Origin of the sequence: Streptomyces sp. NPDC091376, from assembly GCF_044757085.1 — a bacterium.
GTDB lineage: Bacteria > Actinomycetota > Actinomycetes > Streptomycetales > Streptomycetaceae > Streptomyces > Streptomyces pratisoli.
In genome coordinates this window covers 1-16275 of the sequence record NZ_JBIVUF010000020.1, presented here as the reverse complement: position 1 = coordinate 16275, position 16275 = coordinate 1, and the positions used below count along the sequence as shown (strand labels likewise).

Annotated in this window: 12 protein-coding genes and 1 tRNA gene; 9 read left to right on the top strand and 4 right to left on the bottom strand. The window is 71.2% G+C overall.

Annotated elements, in window-relative coordinates:
* Positions 1-301 precede the first annotated feature (301 nt).
* From ACIQMR_RS31930 to ACIQMR_RS31905, 6 genes are all read left to right on the top strand, one after another.
* Positions 302-374, top strand: a tRNA-Arg gene (locus ACIQMR_RS31930).
* Between the two features lie 631 nt (positions 375-1005).
* Positions 1006-1548, top strand: a complete 543-nt coding sequence (locus tag ACIQMR_RS31925) for a hypothetical protein (RefSeq protein ID WP_401394688.1) — start codon at positions 1006-1008, stop codon at positions 1546-1548.
* A 121-nt stretch (positions 1549-1669) separates the two neighbouring features.
* The gene (locus ACIQMR_RS31920) at positions 1670-3625 is read left to right on the top strand and encodes a TerD family protein (protein WP_401394685.1); all 1956 of its coding nucleotides are present in this window, start codon (positions 1670-1672) and stop codon (positions 3623-3625) included.
* Positions 3626-3831: 206 nt separating this feature from the next.
* Positions 3832-4650 (top strand): SAM-dependent methyltransferase, encoded by an 819-nt coding sequence (locus tag ACIQMR_RS31915; protein WP_401394682.1) that lies wholly within the window; start codon positions 3832-3834, stop codon positions 4648-4650.
* 240 nt (positions 4651-4890) lie between these two features.
* Positions 4891-5613, top strand: a complete 723-nt coding sequence (locus ACIQMR_RS31910) for a thioesterase II family protein (protein ID WP_401394679.1) — start codon at positions 4891-4893, stop codon at positions 5611-5613.
* A gap of 150 nt (positions 5614-5763) precedes the next feature.
* The gene (locus ACIQMR_RS31905) at positions 5764-6255 is read left to right on the top strand and encodes an AraC family ligand binding domain-containing protein (protein WP_401394676.1); all 492 of its coding nucleotides are present in this window, start codon (positions 5764-5766) and stop codon (positions 6253-6255) included.
* 308 nt (positions 6256-6563) lie between these two features.
* On the opposite strand, the gene ACIQMR_RS31900 is transcribed toward ACIQMR_RS31905, so the two are convergent.
* The 4 genes from ACIQMR_RS31900 to ACIQMR_RS31885 form a co-directional block, all read right to left on the bottom strand.
* The gene (locus ACIQMR_RS31900) at positions 6564-7025 is read right to left on the bottom strand and encodes a DUF1772 domain-containing protein (RefSeq protein WP_401394673.1); all 462 of its coding nucleotides are present in this window, start codon (positions 7023-7025) and stop codon (positions 6564-6566) included.
* A 249-nt stretch (positions 7026-7274) separates the two neighbouring features.
* Positions 7275-8852 (bottom strand): von Willebrand factor type A domain-containing protein, encoded by a 1578-nt coding sequence (locus tag ACIQMR_RS31895; RefSeq protein WP_401394670.1) that lies wholly within the window; start codon positions 8850-8852, stop codon positions 7275-7277.
* Between the two features lie 176 nt (positions 8853-9028).
* Positions 9029-9988, bottom strand: coding sequence for an ABC transporter permease (locus tag ACIQMR_RS31890; RefSeq protein ID WP_401394667.1), 960 nt, complete (start codon positions 9986-9988; stop codon positions 9029-9031).
* Complete coding sequence (locus ACIQMR_RS31885) at positions 9985-12846, bottom strand: alpha/beta fold hydrolase (RefSeq protein ID WP_401394664.1); 2862 nt, start codon at positions 12844-12846, stop codon at positions 9985-9987. Before ACIQMR_RS31885 ends, ACIQMR_RS31890 begins: the two co-directional genes overlap by 4 nt.
* Before the next feature lie 254 nt (positions 12847-13100).
* On the opposite strand from ACIQMR_RS31885, the gene ACIQMR_RS31880 reads away from it, so the two are divergent.
* The 3 genes from ACIQMR_RS31880 to ACIQMR_RS31870 all read left to right on the top strand — a co-directional run bounded on the left by ACIQMR_RS31880 (position 13101) and on the right by ACIQMR_RS31870 (position 16075).
* Positions 13101-13538: a GNAT family N-acetyltransferase gene (locus ACIQMR_RS31880; RefSeq protein ID WP_401394661.1), complete on the top strand. Its 438-nt coding sequence runs from the start codon at positions 13101-13103 to the stop codon at positions 13536-13538.
* Between the two features lie 208 nt (positions 13539-13746).
* A complete protein-coding gene (locus ACIQMR_RS31875) occupies positions 13747-14946 on the top strand; it encodes a S8 family peptidase (RefSeq protein ID WP_401394658.1) in 1200 nt (399 codons plus the stop codon).
* A gap of 175 nt (positions 14947-15121) precedes the next feature.
* Positions 15122-16075 (top strand): hypothetical protein, encoded by a 954-nt coding sequence (locus ACIQMR_RS31870; protein WP_401394655.1) that lies wholly within the window; start codon positions 15122-15124, stop codon positions 16073-16075.
* Positions 16076-16275 lie beyond the last annotated feature (200 nt).

Genomic DNA, 16275 nt, shown 5'->3' with positions numbered 1-16275 from the left:
AAGAATGCCCAATTTTGGCTGCTTTTTGAAGCGTATGGACCCTCCTGCGCGCCGATCAGGCAGACGGGACAGACGGGACGAGTGGGGCGCAGGCATAACGAGTGCACAACACCCGAGGTGTCAGGCGAAAAAAGCGCTGCGAGAATCGCACCTGCCTGCGATTATCGGTTCGCTTCACCGAACCTCCACATCGTGCCACGGAGGTGAAGCAACCGGGTCAAGGCGATCGGAGCCCTATCCTTGTCCCGGCAAGGTCACGGACGACCCATTTGGGGCTCCAGGCCACCGAGGCCACATCCGGGCCCCCGTAGCTCAGTGGATAGAGCAGGCGCCTTCTAAGCGCTTGGCCGCAGGTTCGAGTCCTGCCGGGGGCGCACAGTCTGGACGACGGTTCGGCCCTCCCACCGGGAGGGCCTTTTTGCTGGTCAGACGCAATCTAGCGGGGCTAGCGTAGCGAGGACGTAAACGACGGACCACTCCCCGGTGATCATGAGAGCGACCCTGCGCCGTCCGGCTGCGACCGGGCTCCGCTCCGGCTTCGGCCGTGCTCGGGATCCGCTTCCGGTGGGCCCTGAGCCGGTCCGCGAGGCAGCGGGCCGGCGCGGCGAGCAGAGCCCGTACGCAGCCGCCCGCGCGTCCGGCGGCCCGCACCGGCGGCATCCGGGCGCGAGCCACGCCGCCGGCGGCGGCTCCCGGCCACCGTCGCTACCGCGGCCTTGCTCGCCCCCCAGAAGGGGGTCTCCTGCGGCGCGCCCCCTTTGCCGTACAACAGGGCGCGGCACTCCTGTGCGCCCATGAAGCCGTCCCACTTGTCGTACGACCGGCCCGACACCGGCAGCCCTCGCCAACGGCCCGCTGTTGCGCGACGCATGGCGGTCAGTCGCAGGGCGACTTCACGGCCCAGTGCTCGGCAACCGCCATAGTCAGCATGTGACTTGAGTCGTGAGGCTTCAGCAACTTTGATCTTCCTCCGTCCGCGGACGCAACTTCTGGTATGAAGCAGCCATGGAAGCTGCACTGGTCGGACTTGCAGGTACAACGGTGGGGGCTGTGACCGGCTTTGCGGGCGCATGGCTTGCACAGCGCGGGCAGGTACGCATCCAGCAGGAACAACGGACGCACGCGGAACAGGTCCGCTGGCTGGACGACAAGAAGGGCCTGTACAGGGACCTGTTGATCACTCTGTACGGATGGCACGACTCTCTTGCCTCCATCCTGAGGGGCGAGGACGACGGCAAGATGTCCGTCCATCGGTCGGCCGCCTACAAGTGGATCGTCGAAGCGTCCCTGATAGCCGACGACGAGGTTCGCTCCGCTGTGAGTGAGGTGCACCGCGCTCTGCTGCGGGTCGAGCCCGTGGCCCTCGAGGGCACTTCGGCGACGGACGAATGGCCGCTTCAGGGAGTGGAGGGCGGCCTTTCAGCACTGGAGGACGCGCTTCGGGCCGAACTGGCCATGCCGGGGCGCGTGGGTGCGCGTCCCAGGCTCGGTCGCCGGTGGCGACGGACGCCGTTGACGACGGACGCCGTTGACGAAGGAGGCCGTTGACGAACGGTGCTGCGCCGAAACGCGGGGCAATACCTCACCTGACGCTGCCGCGCGCTGACATATCGGGATGAATGGCCATCCAGGTTGAAGGGCCGGTGAATATCGCACCATCCTTTCCGCCATGCCTCTCGCATCCGCCGCTCTCGATGTGTCCGGCCCGCGTGACTACGCCTTCGACTGGGCGCTGGTGGACGTGGAAACCTCGGGGCTGGTCGCGCGCCGGGACCGGGTGCTGTCCGTGGCCGTGGTCACGCTCGGCCCGGACGGTGAGCAGACCGGGGAGTTCTCCACCCTGCTCGAACCCGGCTGCGACCCCGGACCGGTGCATGTGCACGGTCTGACGGCCGAGCGGCTGAGTGGTTCACCGACCTTCGACCAGGTCGCCGGGCGGATCGGGGCGATGCTGCAGGACAGGGTGCTGGTCGCGCACAACGCGCAGTTCGACTACGACTTCCTCGCACACGAGTTCGCTCGGGCGCGGATGTGGCTGCCCGTCTCCCAGCGGCTGTGCACCCTCGCGCTGAACCGCCGCGTCGACCCGCCGACCGGCGATCTGAAACTGGGCACGCTCGCCGCCCACTACGGCGTCCGGCAGCTCAGGGCGCACGACGCACTGGACGACACCCGCGTGCTGGCCGGAGTGCTGCGCGCCTCGCTGCGGGAGGCCGCGCGGCTGGATCTGCCGTTGCCGCTGGTGGCCTGCCCACCGCGACAGGACCCGCAGTTCGCGCCCAAGCCGCCCAAGACCGCGTGCTCCTTCCGCAACCCGGGGCGACTGTCACCGGGCGGCCCACTGGTGCAGGGCATGAAGATCGCCATGACCGGGGAGACCGCGACGTCGCGGGCCGAACTGGTGGGGCGCTCGGTCGCCGCCGGGCTGAACATGATGGCCTCGGTCAGCCGGCACACCAGCGCGCTGGTCACCAACGACTCCTCGTCGGGGTCGGCGAAGGCGCGGCGGGCCGCGGCCGAGGGCGTTCCCATCGTCGACGAGTACACCTTTCTGCGGCTGCTGCGCGACGTGCGGCCGGGGACGCCGCACACTCCAACCACCGCCACGGTCACCACCGCCGCCGCCGCCGCCGCCACACCCGTACCGGCCTCCATTCCGCCGGCGCGCACACCGCAGGATGCCGTCGATACGCCCGCCGCCGCGCCCCTGCCCATGTCCGCAGCCGCACCGGCACCGGCACCCGCACCGGCACCCGCACCCGCACTCGCACCCACGGCGGCCGCACCCACGTCCCCCGCGGAACCGACTGCTCCGGTCAGAACGCTGGCCGGGCGTCGCGTGCTCGTCCTCGGCGGCACCCACCCGGACGCCGCTGCCGCCCGCGCCCGCGTCGTCGAGCTCGGCGGAGCCGCCGCGATCAACCTCTCCGCGAGCGTCACCGACGTCGTGCTCCTCACCGGCGGCGATGCGGACCGCCGTATGCGCCGGATCTCCTCCCTCGCCCTTCCCACATACGGCGTCGGCTGGCTCGACGCACCGGTCACCGCCCCGCTGCCCGGGCGCAACGACCGAAACGACCGACGGAAGGCAACACACGTCATGCCCCGCGGCGGTGTCATCGATCTGCCCGACGGGAAGACCATGGCCGCCCGTTGGACCGTCACGGCGTCCTGGGCCCAGCAGACCGCCTGCGAGATCGACGTGGTCGCGCTCGTGGTCGACGAGGACGAGCAGGTCTCCTTCGACGAGGACTTCGTCTTCTACGGAGCACCGGAGAACCCGGGCGGCACCGTCCGCCTCCTCGGCGACGGGCCGACCGAGCAGACCGTCAGCATCGATCTCGCCACCCTGCCGCCCGCCGCCCACAAGGTCGTCGTCGCCGCGTCCATCGACGGCCCGCCCACCTTCGGCGACGTCGGCGCCATCCAGATCAGCGCCGGCCCCGGAACCAGCGCGGCACCACTCGTCCAGGCCACGCTCGACGCCGCGACCACCGAACGCACCATGCTGCTCGCCGAGATCTACCGCCGTGGCCCGCGCTGGCGTCTGCGCGCGGTCGGTCAGGGTTACGACGACGGCCTCGGCGCCCTCGCCCGCAGCTACGGGGTCGACGTCGCCGACTGACGACGGGCGGGCCATGGTCAAGGCCGGGCGAGCGCGTACAGCTGAGTCGGCGGCGCGCCGAGTTCGACGGGCCGACCGGGGTGTTGGCGGCGCCCGCCCGATGCGCGGAATGCCGTGATCGTTTGTTGTGCCGCAAGTCTCACTTACATCAACTCCAGGCACTACTTTGTGCATTGCCATCACGACAGGCCGACTGGAGACGACCCATGACCGATGCCCCGGCAGCTTCCGATGACCTGCGCGACAGAATCAACACCACGCAGCCGCACACCGCCCGCATCTGGAACTACTGGCTGGGCGGGAAGGACAACTACGAAGTCGACCGCGTGACCGGGGACCAGATCCGCAAGCTGCACCCGGGCATCGGCGACTACGCCCTCGCTGACCGGAAGTTCCTCGGACGTGCCGTGAGCCACCTCGTGAACGAGTGCGGCATACGCCAGTTCCTCGACGTCGGCACGGGCCTGCCGAGTGCGGACAACACTCATGAAGTCGCCCAGCGGCTGGCTCCGGAGTCCCGCATCGTCTACGTCGACAACGACCCGTTGGTGCTCGCCCATGCACGTGCCCTGCTGACCAGTACGCCCGAGGGCAGCACGGACTACCTGGACGAGGACCTGCGCAACGTCGACGCCATCCTCGAACAGGCGGCGAAGACGCTGGACTTCAGCCGTCCGGTGGCGCTCATGCTCCTCGGCGTGGTCATCTTCATCGGGGACGACGAGGAGGCCTCCGGGATCGTCCGGCGCCTCCTGGACGCGCTCCCCTCCGGCAGCCACCTGGTGCTGACCCACACCATCACCAGCCCCGCCATGCCCGATGTCGACGCCGCGGTGGCGTTCTGGAACGAGCACGGCACCCCGAAGCTGACCCAGCGCACGCCCGAGGCCATCGCTCAGTACTTCGACGGTCTGGAACTCCTCGAGCCCGGAGTCGTGTCCTGCAACCACTGGCGTCCGGACGCGGACGGTGAGCCGCTGCCCGACGAGGTGGCCATGTTCGGCGGGGTCGGGCGCAAGAACTGACCCACGAGGCGGGCCGGGCATCCGACGTCGCGACGGCGACTCCGCGGCGTCGGGCCGGCGGCAGGGCCACCCCGCCCCGGTCAAACCCACCCCGTCCGACCACCCCGCCCCCGTCGGCTCAGAGCGCTGCCCCTCATGCCCCCAGCACCTGCGCGGCCCGTCCGTGATCGCCGTCTAGGGTGAGCGGACCGGGCGCGGTCTCCCGTGCCTGTGGCTCCACGCTCTTCTCAGGAGGATCACATGCTCTGGACGCTCTGTGCGGAGCCACGGGCCTTCGCGCCGCTCCGGCTGGTCTGCTTCCCGCACGCCGGCGGCTGGCCCTTCTTCTTCCAGAGCTGGAGCAAGGAACTGACCGATTTCGAGCTCCGTTCCGTGTGCTACCCGGGACGCGCCGACCGCGTTGTTGAGGAACCGGTCCGGGAACTCGTCCCGATGGCCCGTCTGATCGCGGAGGAGATCGCAGCGTCGGCCGACGACCGGCGCCTCGTCCTCTTCGGGCACAGCATGGGGGCGATCGTCGCCTACGAGACCGCACGAGCCCTTGAGGCCCGCGACCGTCCGGTGGACCGTCTCATCGTGTCGGGCGCGCGCGCACCGCAGTTGATGGCGGCCGGGTCGCCGAAGGTCCCGCGCGGCGAGCAGGCCGTCATCGAGACCGTGACCGAACTCGGGGGCACGGACCCGGAACTGCTGCGCGACCCCGACTTCCGTGAGCTGCTGCTTCCCGCGATCACCGCCGACTTCGAGATGCTGGGCGCGTACGTGCAGACGGACCGCACTCCCCTGGAATGCGCTGTCACCGCGCTCGTCGCGGACGCCGATCCCCGGGTGACGGTCGCGGAAGCCGCGGCCTGGCGGGAGTCGACCCGCGGCCCGTTCCGGTTGCGGACCGTGCCCGGCGGCCACTTCTATCTGGCCTCGGATCCGCCGTTCGATGCCGTACGCGAGGACTGCGGGCTGTGAGGAGGCGCGTCACCCGGGGTGACGGCCCAGGTCCGGCCACAGGGGAATGGCCGCTTTGGCCCACGCCCCGGGATCACGACGCGGAGTAGCATGCGTGGCTTTGGGGTCCGGCGTGGATCTGGTGGGGGTCGAGCGCAGGAGGAGTAAGTAATGGCGCCGTCTTCCCGGCCGGGCGTGCTCGCGCGGCTGACGGAGCTGACCAGTGGCGTACCCGCGGGACAGGGTGGAGCGCTGTGGCGGCTGGCGGAGGAGGGGAGGCAGCTCGATGCGAATGTGGTGCGGCTCCCCCCGCACGGCCGGGTGGCCGAGCATGTGGAACCCGACCTGGATGTGCTGCTGTACGTGACCGCGGGGAGCGGCTTCCTCGAGCTGGAGGGAATCCGGCAGAACGTGGTCGCGGGTTCGGTGGTGTGGCTGCCGCGTGGCAGCGTTCGCCGGCTGCACGCGGGCCCCGACGGTCTGGTGCAGCTGAGCGTGCACCGTCGGCGTCCGGGACTGACCATCAAGGCCAGTGCGGAGAGGGCGGCGGGCGGTGAGCCCGCGTGCCTGCTGGACCGGGTGTGCGCGGAATGCGGGCGCCTCGCGACGGAGTCGGACGCGCGGTTCTGCGGCCGTTGCGGTGCGAGCCTGCCAGGCCGCTGAACCGGTCCCGAAGGGGGGCTGCCTGTCCGGAAGGGGGACGGGCTGCCCCGGGTGGGGGAAGTCGACCCCCGTCGGCGTGGGGGAACGACCGGGACAGCCCGCCCCCGGCCTCGTCCGGCGGTCGGTCGTGCGTCGTGCGTCGTGCCGGAAGTTCGGTCGGCCGAGTCGGCCGCGGTGCTGATTCGGCTGAGTCAACCGCGTCTGCTGAGTCTGCCGAGAACGACAACGTTGTCCGCGTGTGCCGCTACGAACCGTACCGGGACACCCGCCCTTTGGAGAGTCGGTTGTGCGCCACTGTCGGGTTTCCGTCACGCCAGCGAGGCGCCGACGAGGAGGGCGAACGAGACGACGATGAGGGCCGTACGGATGCGATGGAATTGGTTCCACCTGCCCTCGAAGGCGGCGCGGACCTCCGAGTCGGGCGCCGACTCGGACGACGCCAACGCGTTGTTCAGCGGAATGTTCCCGGCGATCGTGATCAGGTGGTTGAGCACGGCGCACACAAGGCCCGCCACGATCAGCCACATCCGGGTGTCCGAGCGGCCCTCGCCCGGGACGGCGAGGGCGGCCGCCGGAAACGCCACGACGGCCAGAAAGACCGCCAGGAACACGGCGCGCGGCACCTCTTCGTTGATGCGCCGCATGGCCGGTACGAACTGGTCGTCGGAGAGCCTGGCCAGCGCGGGCATGATCCCGATCTGGAAGATCAGCATGAAACCCGCGTACAGGCCGGTGGAGATGACGGCAAGGGCGAGCAGCAAGGAAGCCATGGCGGACATCATGTCGCGGACAACCTCCGTGCGCAGCAGACCTGGTAGGCCGAGGGCCCGGGCGGAGGTCCGGGGCCGGACGGAGAGGCCGGGGCCGGGCGGAGAGGCTGGGCCCCATGCCCGCTCCCTCCGTCAGGCCCGCTCCCTCCGTCCGGCTCGCCCGTCCGTCCGCCCTGGCTCGTAGTGCTGGCCCGCCCGTCCCCCTGGCTCGCCCGGCCGCCCTGGCTCGCCCTCGCCGCCTCCGCCCGTTCAGTCGAGCAACGCGTCGGCGCTGCGTATCGACTCGGCCAGCTGGCGTACGGAAGCATCCTCCGTGCTCCGCGCGAGGCTCCCGGCCCGTTCCGCGAGGTCGCCCAGCCGGGGCGCGCCCGGGGTCTCGGCGCCCCGGAGCCGCTGGGCGAAGTACGCGGCGACGGCGCTGACCTGCAGTCGCGGCGCGGTGCGCGGCGCCCACAGGTCCCCGTCGAGGGCGCCGGCCTCCACGGTGCCCGTCGCCTCGTGCGGCGCCCGGGTCCGCGGGTCGAGCCAGCGCACGGTCGCCGTGGCGACATGTCCGCTCGCCCCTTCCTTCAGCCGTACCGCGTACAGCGCCGTCACGGTGTGGCCGGGGCCGACCTCGCCGCCGTCCACCCGGTCGTCGCGGAAGTCCTCGTCGGCGACCGCCCTGTTCTCGTACCCGATCAGCCGGAACTCCCTCACCGTCTGCGGGTCGAACGCGACCTGTGCCTTGGCGTCCCGGGCACGCAGCTCCACGTGGGCGGGCAGCTGGTCGACGAAGACCTTCCTGGCCTGCGCCGACGTGGACACGTACGTGGTGTGGCCGTCGCCCCGGTTCGTGAGCCGTTCCATCAGACTGTCGCCGTACTCGCTGCCGACTCCGACGCCGAAGAGCGTGATGCCGAACTCCCGGCGGGAGCTGTCGATCCGCTCCAGGATCGCGTCGGCCTCGGTCTCGCCGGTGTTGGCGAGCGCGTCGGAGAGGAGCACCACCCGGTTGTTGGCGCCGCGCCTGCGGCCCTCCACGGCGACGTCGTAGCCGGTGCGGACACCCGCCTCCACATTGGTGGAATCGGACGGCTCCAGCGAGTCGACGATGTCGTGGATCCGTGACCTGTTGCCGTCGATCCGGGTCATCGGCAGACGTGTCTCGGCCTCGCCGCTGAAAGTGACCAGGGCGAGGGAGTCGTCGTCGCGGAGCTGGTCCGTGAGGATGCCGAGCGACTCCTTGACGAGGTCGAGCCGGCCCGGCTCGGCCATCGACCCGGAGATGTCGACCACGAAGGTCAGTGCGGCCGGCGGCCGTTCGGCGGTCCTGGTCGACGCACGGGTGGCCAGGCCCACGCGCATCAGCGACCAGCCGTCACCGCCTCCGTTGCCCGCCCGGGCACCGTCCACGGTCACCGAGAAGCCGTCGCCCCCGGGGCGTGGATAGTCCTGGCGGAAGCTGTTGACGAACTCCTCGGGCCGTACGGAGTCCGGGGCCGGCAGCCTGCCCTCGGAGAGGCTGCGCCGGGCGTAACCGTACGAGGCAGTGTCCACGTCCAGAGCGAAGGTGGAGAGGTAGTTGGGCACCTGTGCCAAGTCCCGTCGCGCATCGTCTTTCTGCTCGCCCTCGCGCCCTTCGCCGCGGTCGCCCTCGGCGGGCCGGCCACCGCCATCGGGTGGCATCGGCGCCTGTCGGCCGTCGTCGGCGCGCTGCGCGCCGCCCTCGGTCGCGCGGTCCGTGTGCCCTCCCGCGCCGCAGCCGGTCAGCAGCACGGCCCCGGCGAGCAGCGCCACGAGTGCTCCCCTGTACGTCCTTGCGGACGCCTTTCCGCGGATCTTCATCCCCGCCCCCTCCATCGTCAGCACTTGTGAATGTGACGTGCGAGACGGCCGGAAGGAGCAGTCGAACGAGTTGCGGATGAATCTCAATGCGGCAACGGCCGACGGAGGCGGGAACCTCCATCAGCCGTTCCGGAGGGGGAAGTTGCCACGGCAATCGCAGCCGCTGCCGGCCGGTGTCAGGACACGATGTCCTTACGGGCGAACCCGCGGAAGGCCAGGGCGAACAGCACGAGGGCATAGGTCACGGACACCGCCGCGCCCTTCAGCATCCCGCCCCACTCCAGTTGGGGCTGCAGCGCGTCCGCCCATGCGAACTGCCAATGCGCCGGCAGGAAGTCGCGCCAGGACCCCAGCGCCGTCACGGCGTCCAGGACGTTCCCGACGATCGTCAGCCCGACCGCACCGCCGACGGCGCCCAGCGGGGCGTCCGTCTTGGTCGACAGCCAGAACGCCAGCCCGGCGGTGACCAGCTGGGAGACGAAGATGAACGCGACGACGAGCGCGAGCCGCGGCAAGGTGTCCGCGGTCGCCAGGGATCCGCCGGTGGGCAGCTGCAGCGGCCCCCAGCCGTACGCCACGGTGCCGGCCGCGAGCGCGACCAGTGGCAGCAGCAGCATCGCCGCCGCGCTGAAGCCCAGCGCGACCGCCAGCTTCGAACACAGCAGCCGGGACCGCGGCACCGGTGCGGCGAGCAGATACCGCAGCGAGGACCAGCTCGCCTCGGACGCCACCGTGTCTCCGCAGAACAGCGCGACGGGCACCACCAGCAGGAACCCGGCCGACACGAAGAGGCAGGTGGCCGCGAAGTTCGCGCCGGACGCGGTCGCCGTGTCCATGAGCGTGATCCGGCCCCCGCCCCCGCCCCGCTCGTCCGGTGTGCCTCCGATCGCGAAGGCGACGATCAGCACGAACGGCAGCGCCGCCAGGATCGCGCCCATCACGAGCGTCCGCCGTCGCTTGAGCTGCCGCACCGCCTCGACGCGCAGCGGGAGCGTGTGCCGAGCCCGGTAGCCGGGCGCGGTCGCCACGGCCGCGCCGCCGCTCGCCGTCCTCGTGTCACCACCGGTACCACCGATGCCTGCAGTGCTGCCGGTGCCGGCGCCGGTGTCGGTACTGCTGCTGGTGCTGGTGCTCATGCGGATGCTCCTCCGATCAAGGTGAGGAACGCGTCCTCCAGGCGCCGGTGCGGTCCCGCACCGGTCACCGGCACGTCCAGCCGTACGAGTTCGGCGATCAGCCCTGCCGCGCTCGCACCGTCCAGCCGGACCAGCAGCCCGGCCCCGTCGTCCGTCGCGACCGCGGAGCCGACCCCGGGCAGGGCCGCGATCTTCTCCACGAGCGGTGCGGACAGCTCTTCCGCCGTCGTCACCAGCAGCGTGTCGCCCGCGCCGGTGATCTCCGCGACCGGTCCCGCCTGCACCAGCCGGCCGCGGTCCATCACGACGAGATCCGTGCAGGACTGCTCGACCTCCGCGAGGAGGTGGCTGGAGACGATGACGGTCCGGCCCCCGGCCGCGTACCGGATCATCACGTCCCGCATCTCGCGGATCTGCGGCGGATCGAGCCCGTTCGTCGGCTCGTCGAGGATCAGCAGGTCCGGCAGGCCGAGCATGGCCTGTGCGATGGCCAGACGCTGCCGCATGCCCTGCGAGTACGTGCGTACCGCGCGGGCGAGGGCGTCGCCGAGGCCGGCGATCTCGAGGGCGTCCTCGATGTGGGAGTCCTCGGCGGGACGGCCGGTGGCACGCCAGTAGAGCTCGAGGTTCTCCCGGCCGGACAGATGGGGCAGGAAACCGGCGCCCTCGACGAACGCGCCGACCCGGGAAAGGACGGGTGCGCCCGGCTTGATGGCGTGTCCGAAGACGCGGATCTCGCCGTCGTCAGGGGTGATGAGGCCCATCAGCATGCGCAGGGTGGTGGTCTTGCCCGCGCCGTTCGGCCCGAGGAGTCCGAGCACCTGGCCCTTCTCGACGCGGAAGGAGAGGTCCCGTACGGCGTACCGGTCGGCGGACTTGGCGTACCGCTTGGTGAGTCCGGTGATCTGCAGCGGAACGTCGGCGAGGCCGGGGTCGGGCGCGGGCGCCGACGTCCGGCGGCGCGCGGTGAGCAGCAGTGCGGCGGCGACGACCGCACCCGCGGCGGGCAGGCCCCACACCCACCAGGGCAGCCCCGTGGCCTGGGTGGTGACTCCGGGTGCGGTGGGCACCGTGAGCGGCCCGGCGAGGGAGACGCGGTAGGTGGCGGGGGCGGCGGGCGAGGCGTAACCGAGGTCGGTGGCCGCGAGGACGAGGCGCAGCCGGTGCCCGGCCTCGACCTCGTGGTCCACGGCGGGCAGGGTCAGCTCGACGGCCTTGCCCGCGGTGGCGCCCTCGACCCGGACCGGGGCCACGAGCTGCGCGGGGAGCACCTGCTGGCGTCCGTCGGGTCCGACGTCGTACACCTTGCCGAAGAGGACCGCCTCACCGCTGTCCGAGGCGACCTCGACCCGGACGGTGGGTGAGCCGGTGATCCGGGTGCCGCGGCCCAGGGGCGCGGAGTCGAAGCGTGCGTACTGCCCGGGGAAGTCGAGGGAGAGTCCGACACCGAAGGAGGACAGCTGGGAGAGCCCGCCGCCCACGCCGGGTACGGCGGAGATCCCCGGCGGAGTCGCGCCCGCCGGGTTGCGGAAGGACTGCGGACGACCGGTGAGTTCGACCTCGCGTCCGCCCGCGCGCAGGCCCGGGTACGCGGCGGCGGTGGCGCCGCGCAGGGTGGCCTGGCCGTCCGTGGAGTCGACGCCGCCGGTCCTGCTGACCCGGAAGCCGGGGCCGGTCCCGGCGGCCTCGTCCCCGTTCAGATACCGGTCGAACCAGGAGGAGACCCGCCCTCGGATCCGCTCGCCCTCCAGATCACCGCCGTCGTGCCCGCCGGCGATCCAGTCGACGGCGACGGGCGCGCCGTTCCCCGAGATCGCCTTGGCCATCGCGTCGGCGTGCGACAGCGGGAAGAGCGAGTCGGACTGTCCCTGCACGATCAGTGCGGGCACCTTGATGCGGTCGGCGACGGCGGACGGGCTGCGCGCCTCCAGCAGGGTGCGGGCCTCGGCGTCGGGCTTGCCGCTGGTGGCGACGCGTTCGTACATGGCACAGAGAGTGGGCTGGAAGCGTCCGCATGCGGCGGCCGCGGGCGCGGTGGGGGCGGTGGCCGCCTCGGCCCCGCCTCCCGTCCGGGCCTGTGCGTCGGCCGGGGCCTGTGCGTCCGCCGGAGCCTGTGCGTCCGCCGGGGCCTGCGTGCCTGCCGGGGCCTCGGGGGTGTCCGGCGCCTCGCGGTTGTTCGGGGCCTCGCGGCTGTCCGGCGTGAGTCCGGACGCGCTTGCCGAGCCGGTGGTGAAGAAGATCCCCGCCCAGAGTTTCTTGAAGACTCCGTCCGGGAACAGCGCGTCCGCGAGGTTCCAGTACGTGATCTCCGGGGCGATCGCGTCGACCCGCTGGTCGTACCCCGCCCCGAGGAGCGAGATCGCCCCGCCGTACGAGGCGCCGGTCAGCCCGACGCGCGGATCGCCCTTCTTGTCCAGCCGTACCTCGGGGCGCTCGGCGAGCCAGTCGATGAGCCGGGAGACGTCCTTGACCTCGTGGTCCGGGTCGTTCAGCCCGATCTGGCCGGTGGACGCGCCGAAGCCGCGCGCGGACCACGTCAGCACGGCGAACCCGTCCCGGGCCAGCGCCTCCGCCTGCTCGCGCACGGAGTCCTTGCTGCCGCCGAATCCGTGCCCCAGCAGCACGGCGGCCCGGCGGCCGCCGTCGCCGTCGCCGTCGCCAGAGGTGAAGTAGGAGGTGTCGATCCTCGCCCCGGGCATGCTCAGCACCTGGTCCTCGCGGTGCACGGAGGGCTGTTCCTCCGATGCCGCGGCCGTCCATGTGCCCGCGCCGGCGAGCACGGCGAAGGCGGCGACGGCCGCGAGCCACCGCCCACGGCGACGGGGCGCGGCGGCCGGCCGGGGAAGTCGGATCTTCATGCTTGAAACCTTAGGCGGACGGCGCCCCTGGTACGGCTGCCGCCGGGCGGAACTCTCCGACCTCCTCGGGTAGTACCGGGTACCGTCCCCGTACACCAGACGCGGTACGCGACGCCGGGACGCGGACCCTGAATGCCGGGGCCTGCCGAGACGCGGAGCCTGGATGACGGGGCCTGCCGGGACAGGGAGCCGGAGACGGACCCGGGACGCGGAGTGGAGACGGACGGGAGTCGGGAGAAGGGGAGGGCCCTGCCATGGTGATCCGCCGTGCGACGACCGTCGCCGAGCTCATCGCCGCCGAGCATCTGTACGACAGCCCCGCGCGCACGGAGTGGGCGGAGCGCTTCCTCGCCGCCCCCGGCCATCTGATGTTGATCGCGTATGTCGACGGCGCCCCGGCCGGGATGGTCTCCGGCATCGAGATGCTCCATCCGGACAAAGGCGTGGAAATGTGCCTGTACGAGCTGTCGGTGGCGGAGAACCACCGGCGTCGCGGTATCGGCCGGGCGCTGACCGAGGCTCTCGCCGCGGCCGCCCGGGAGCGCGGCTGCTACGACATGTGGGTCGGCGTCGACACGGACAACGACCCGGCGCTGGCGACGTACGGCTCTGCCGGTGCCGCGAACGAGGGTGAATTCACCATGCTGACCTGGGACTTCACGACAGGTGGCGGTTCGGGCGATTCGCGCTGACACCTCACCGGGGGCGCGGCACCCCCACGCGCCATACCGATGTCGGTGATGTCCGCCAAATTCCGCAGAACGCGCGGGCATTGAGTTGAACCCTTCAGTAACAACCCCTTGTGTACTCGATCACCGCACGAGACGCTGTGCCGCACATCCACTCCGCCACGTGGATGTTTGTCGTGTTCCGATCAAAGAGAGAGGTCAGGTGCACGAGATGAGATTCACTGCCCGCCGCTCCATACGTGTGGGCGCGCTGCTTCCCGCAGTCGCCCTCGCGGCCGGTCTCCAGTTCGCCGTCACCCCCACCGCGCAGAGCGCGTCGCTCGGCGATCTCCGTCTCGCCCCCACTGCAACCGCCGTACAGAACAGCTGGATCGTCGTCCTGAAGGACGGCGGCACTCGTGTCTCCGATCTCGCCGCCGACGAGGGTGTGACCCCCAAGCACACCTACCGCTCGGTCCTGAACGGCTTCTCCGCCTCGATGTCCAAGGCCAAGGCCGCGCGGCTCGCCGCCGACCCGCGCGTGGCGTACGTCGAGCAGAACAGCGTCATCCGCCTCAACGAGACCCAGTCGAACGCGACCTGGGGCCTCGACCGCGTCGACCAGCGCAACCTTCCGCTGTCGACCACGTACACGTACAACGCGACCGCGTCGAACGTGAACGCGTACATCATCGACACCGGCATCCGCACCTCGCACAGCGAGTTCGGCGGCCGCGCGCGTGTCGGCACCGACACCGTCGGCGACGGCCAGAACGGTCAGGACTGCCAGGGCCACGGCACCCATGTCGCGGGCACGGTCGGCGGCAAGACCTACGGCGTCGCCAAGTCCGTGAAGCTGGTCGCGGTGCGCGTACTGGGCTGTGACGGCTCCGGTACGACCGAGGGTGTCATCGCGGGCGTCGACTGGGTGACGGCGAACGCCGCCAAGCCGGCCGTCGCCAACATGAGCCTGGGTGGCGGAGCCAGCGCCGCCCTGGACAACGCGGTGAAGAAGTCGATCGCGTCGGGTGTCAGCTACTCGATCGCGGCCGGCAACGGCATCCTCATCGGCATCCCCGTGAACGCCTGCAACTACTCGCCGGCGCGGGTCCCCGAGGCGATCACGGTCGGCGCGACGGACAGGACCGACCGGCGGGCGTCGTTCTCCAACTACGGCAGCTGCCTGGACCTGTTCGCACCGGGTGTCGACATCACCTCCGCGTGGATGGACAACGACGGCGCCACGAACACCATCTCGGGTACGTCGATGGCCACCCCGCACACGGCGGGCGTCGCCGCGCTCTACCTGGGTGAGCACCCCACGGCGACGCCGGCCCAGGTCCGCGACGCCCTGGTGAACAACGCGACCGACGGCAAGGTCGTGGACCCGCGCACGGGCTCCCCGAACAAGCTGCTGCACTCGCTGTTCTGACCCCGTCACCACCCCGGATGCCCGAGGAGCCCCTCCCCCACCAGGCAGGGCCGCTCCTCGGGCATCTGCCTTCCGCACCCTCCAGGCCTGGGCCGTCACGCGGTCGGCGGGCCGCTTCTCGTGTCGCCCTTCGTCGGCCCGGCGACCGTCCGTTAGGCTCGCGTCGCTCACCACGGTGCTGATCTTCACGGAGGGCAGGACGACGGGGATCAATCGAGAACGCCTCGTCAGAACACTGACGTTCTGGCTGCGGCCCGCCTTCACGTTGCGGGTCATCAACCGCTTCCAGAAGATCGTGGGTTTCGACCGCTCGATGGCCCTGGCATCCAGCGCCTTGACGGCACTGATCCCGTTCTCCATCCTCCTCGGCGCCGTCTTCGTGCACTACGACGCCGCGGAACAGATCATCGGGCGCTACCACCTCACGGGAGCAGGTGCCACGGCCGTCAGCTCGCTGTTCTCCGCCACGGACGGGACCAGTGTCAGCTTCGGCATCTTCGGGGGCGTGTTCCTGACGATCTCGGTGCTGAGTTTCGCGCGAGCCGCGCAGCGACTCTTCGAACAGACCTGGGAACTCAAGCCCCTGAGCGTGCGCAACACGCGCAACGGCTTGTGGTGGATTCTCACCCTGGGTGGCTACGCAGTGGTCACCACGCTGCTCTCCGCGCTCCTCGGCGGTTACGCCCTGGGGCTTGCCGCCGTGGTGTGCGAGGTACCGGTGACCGCCGCGTTCCTCGTCTGGAGCGGCTGGATCCTGTCGGCGAAGCGGATCAGCCGGTCGGCCCTGCTTCCCTTCGGCGTGGTCGGCGCCGTTCTGACGGCGGCCTATTCGGTCGGCGCGACCATCTACATGCCGCGTCTCTTCACCTCCTCCGCAGCACGCTACGGAGTGGTCGGCGCGGTCTTCGCGATGATCTCCGCGCTCTTCGCGGCCATGCTCGTCCTGGTCGCGTCGGCGGCACTGGGACGAGAAGTACGGGACGAACTCACCCGGATCCGTCGGGGCCACCGCCCTTCCGACCGCGAAGTCCGCCGGCAGTGGGACAAGGTGGTCGAGCAGACTCGGTCACAGTGGCGCACGGTGCGGAAACAGATCTCTCATCGTCAGAACAAGAACTCGGACCCCTGATGGCGGCACCGGCCACCGCCGGCATCCACGCTCCGGCGTCATCGGCGTCATCGGTCAGGGAACGAAACGCGGCGCGGGGGGCCCCCGGGGGGGGGGGGGGGGGGGGGGGCGCCGCCGCGCCCGGGGGGGGGGGGGGGGGGCAAGGTTTTGGGGGGGTCCCACGGGGCGCACCCGGTGGGCCCGGGGGGGGGGGGGGCCGC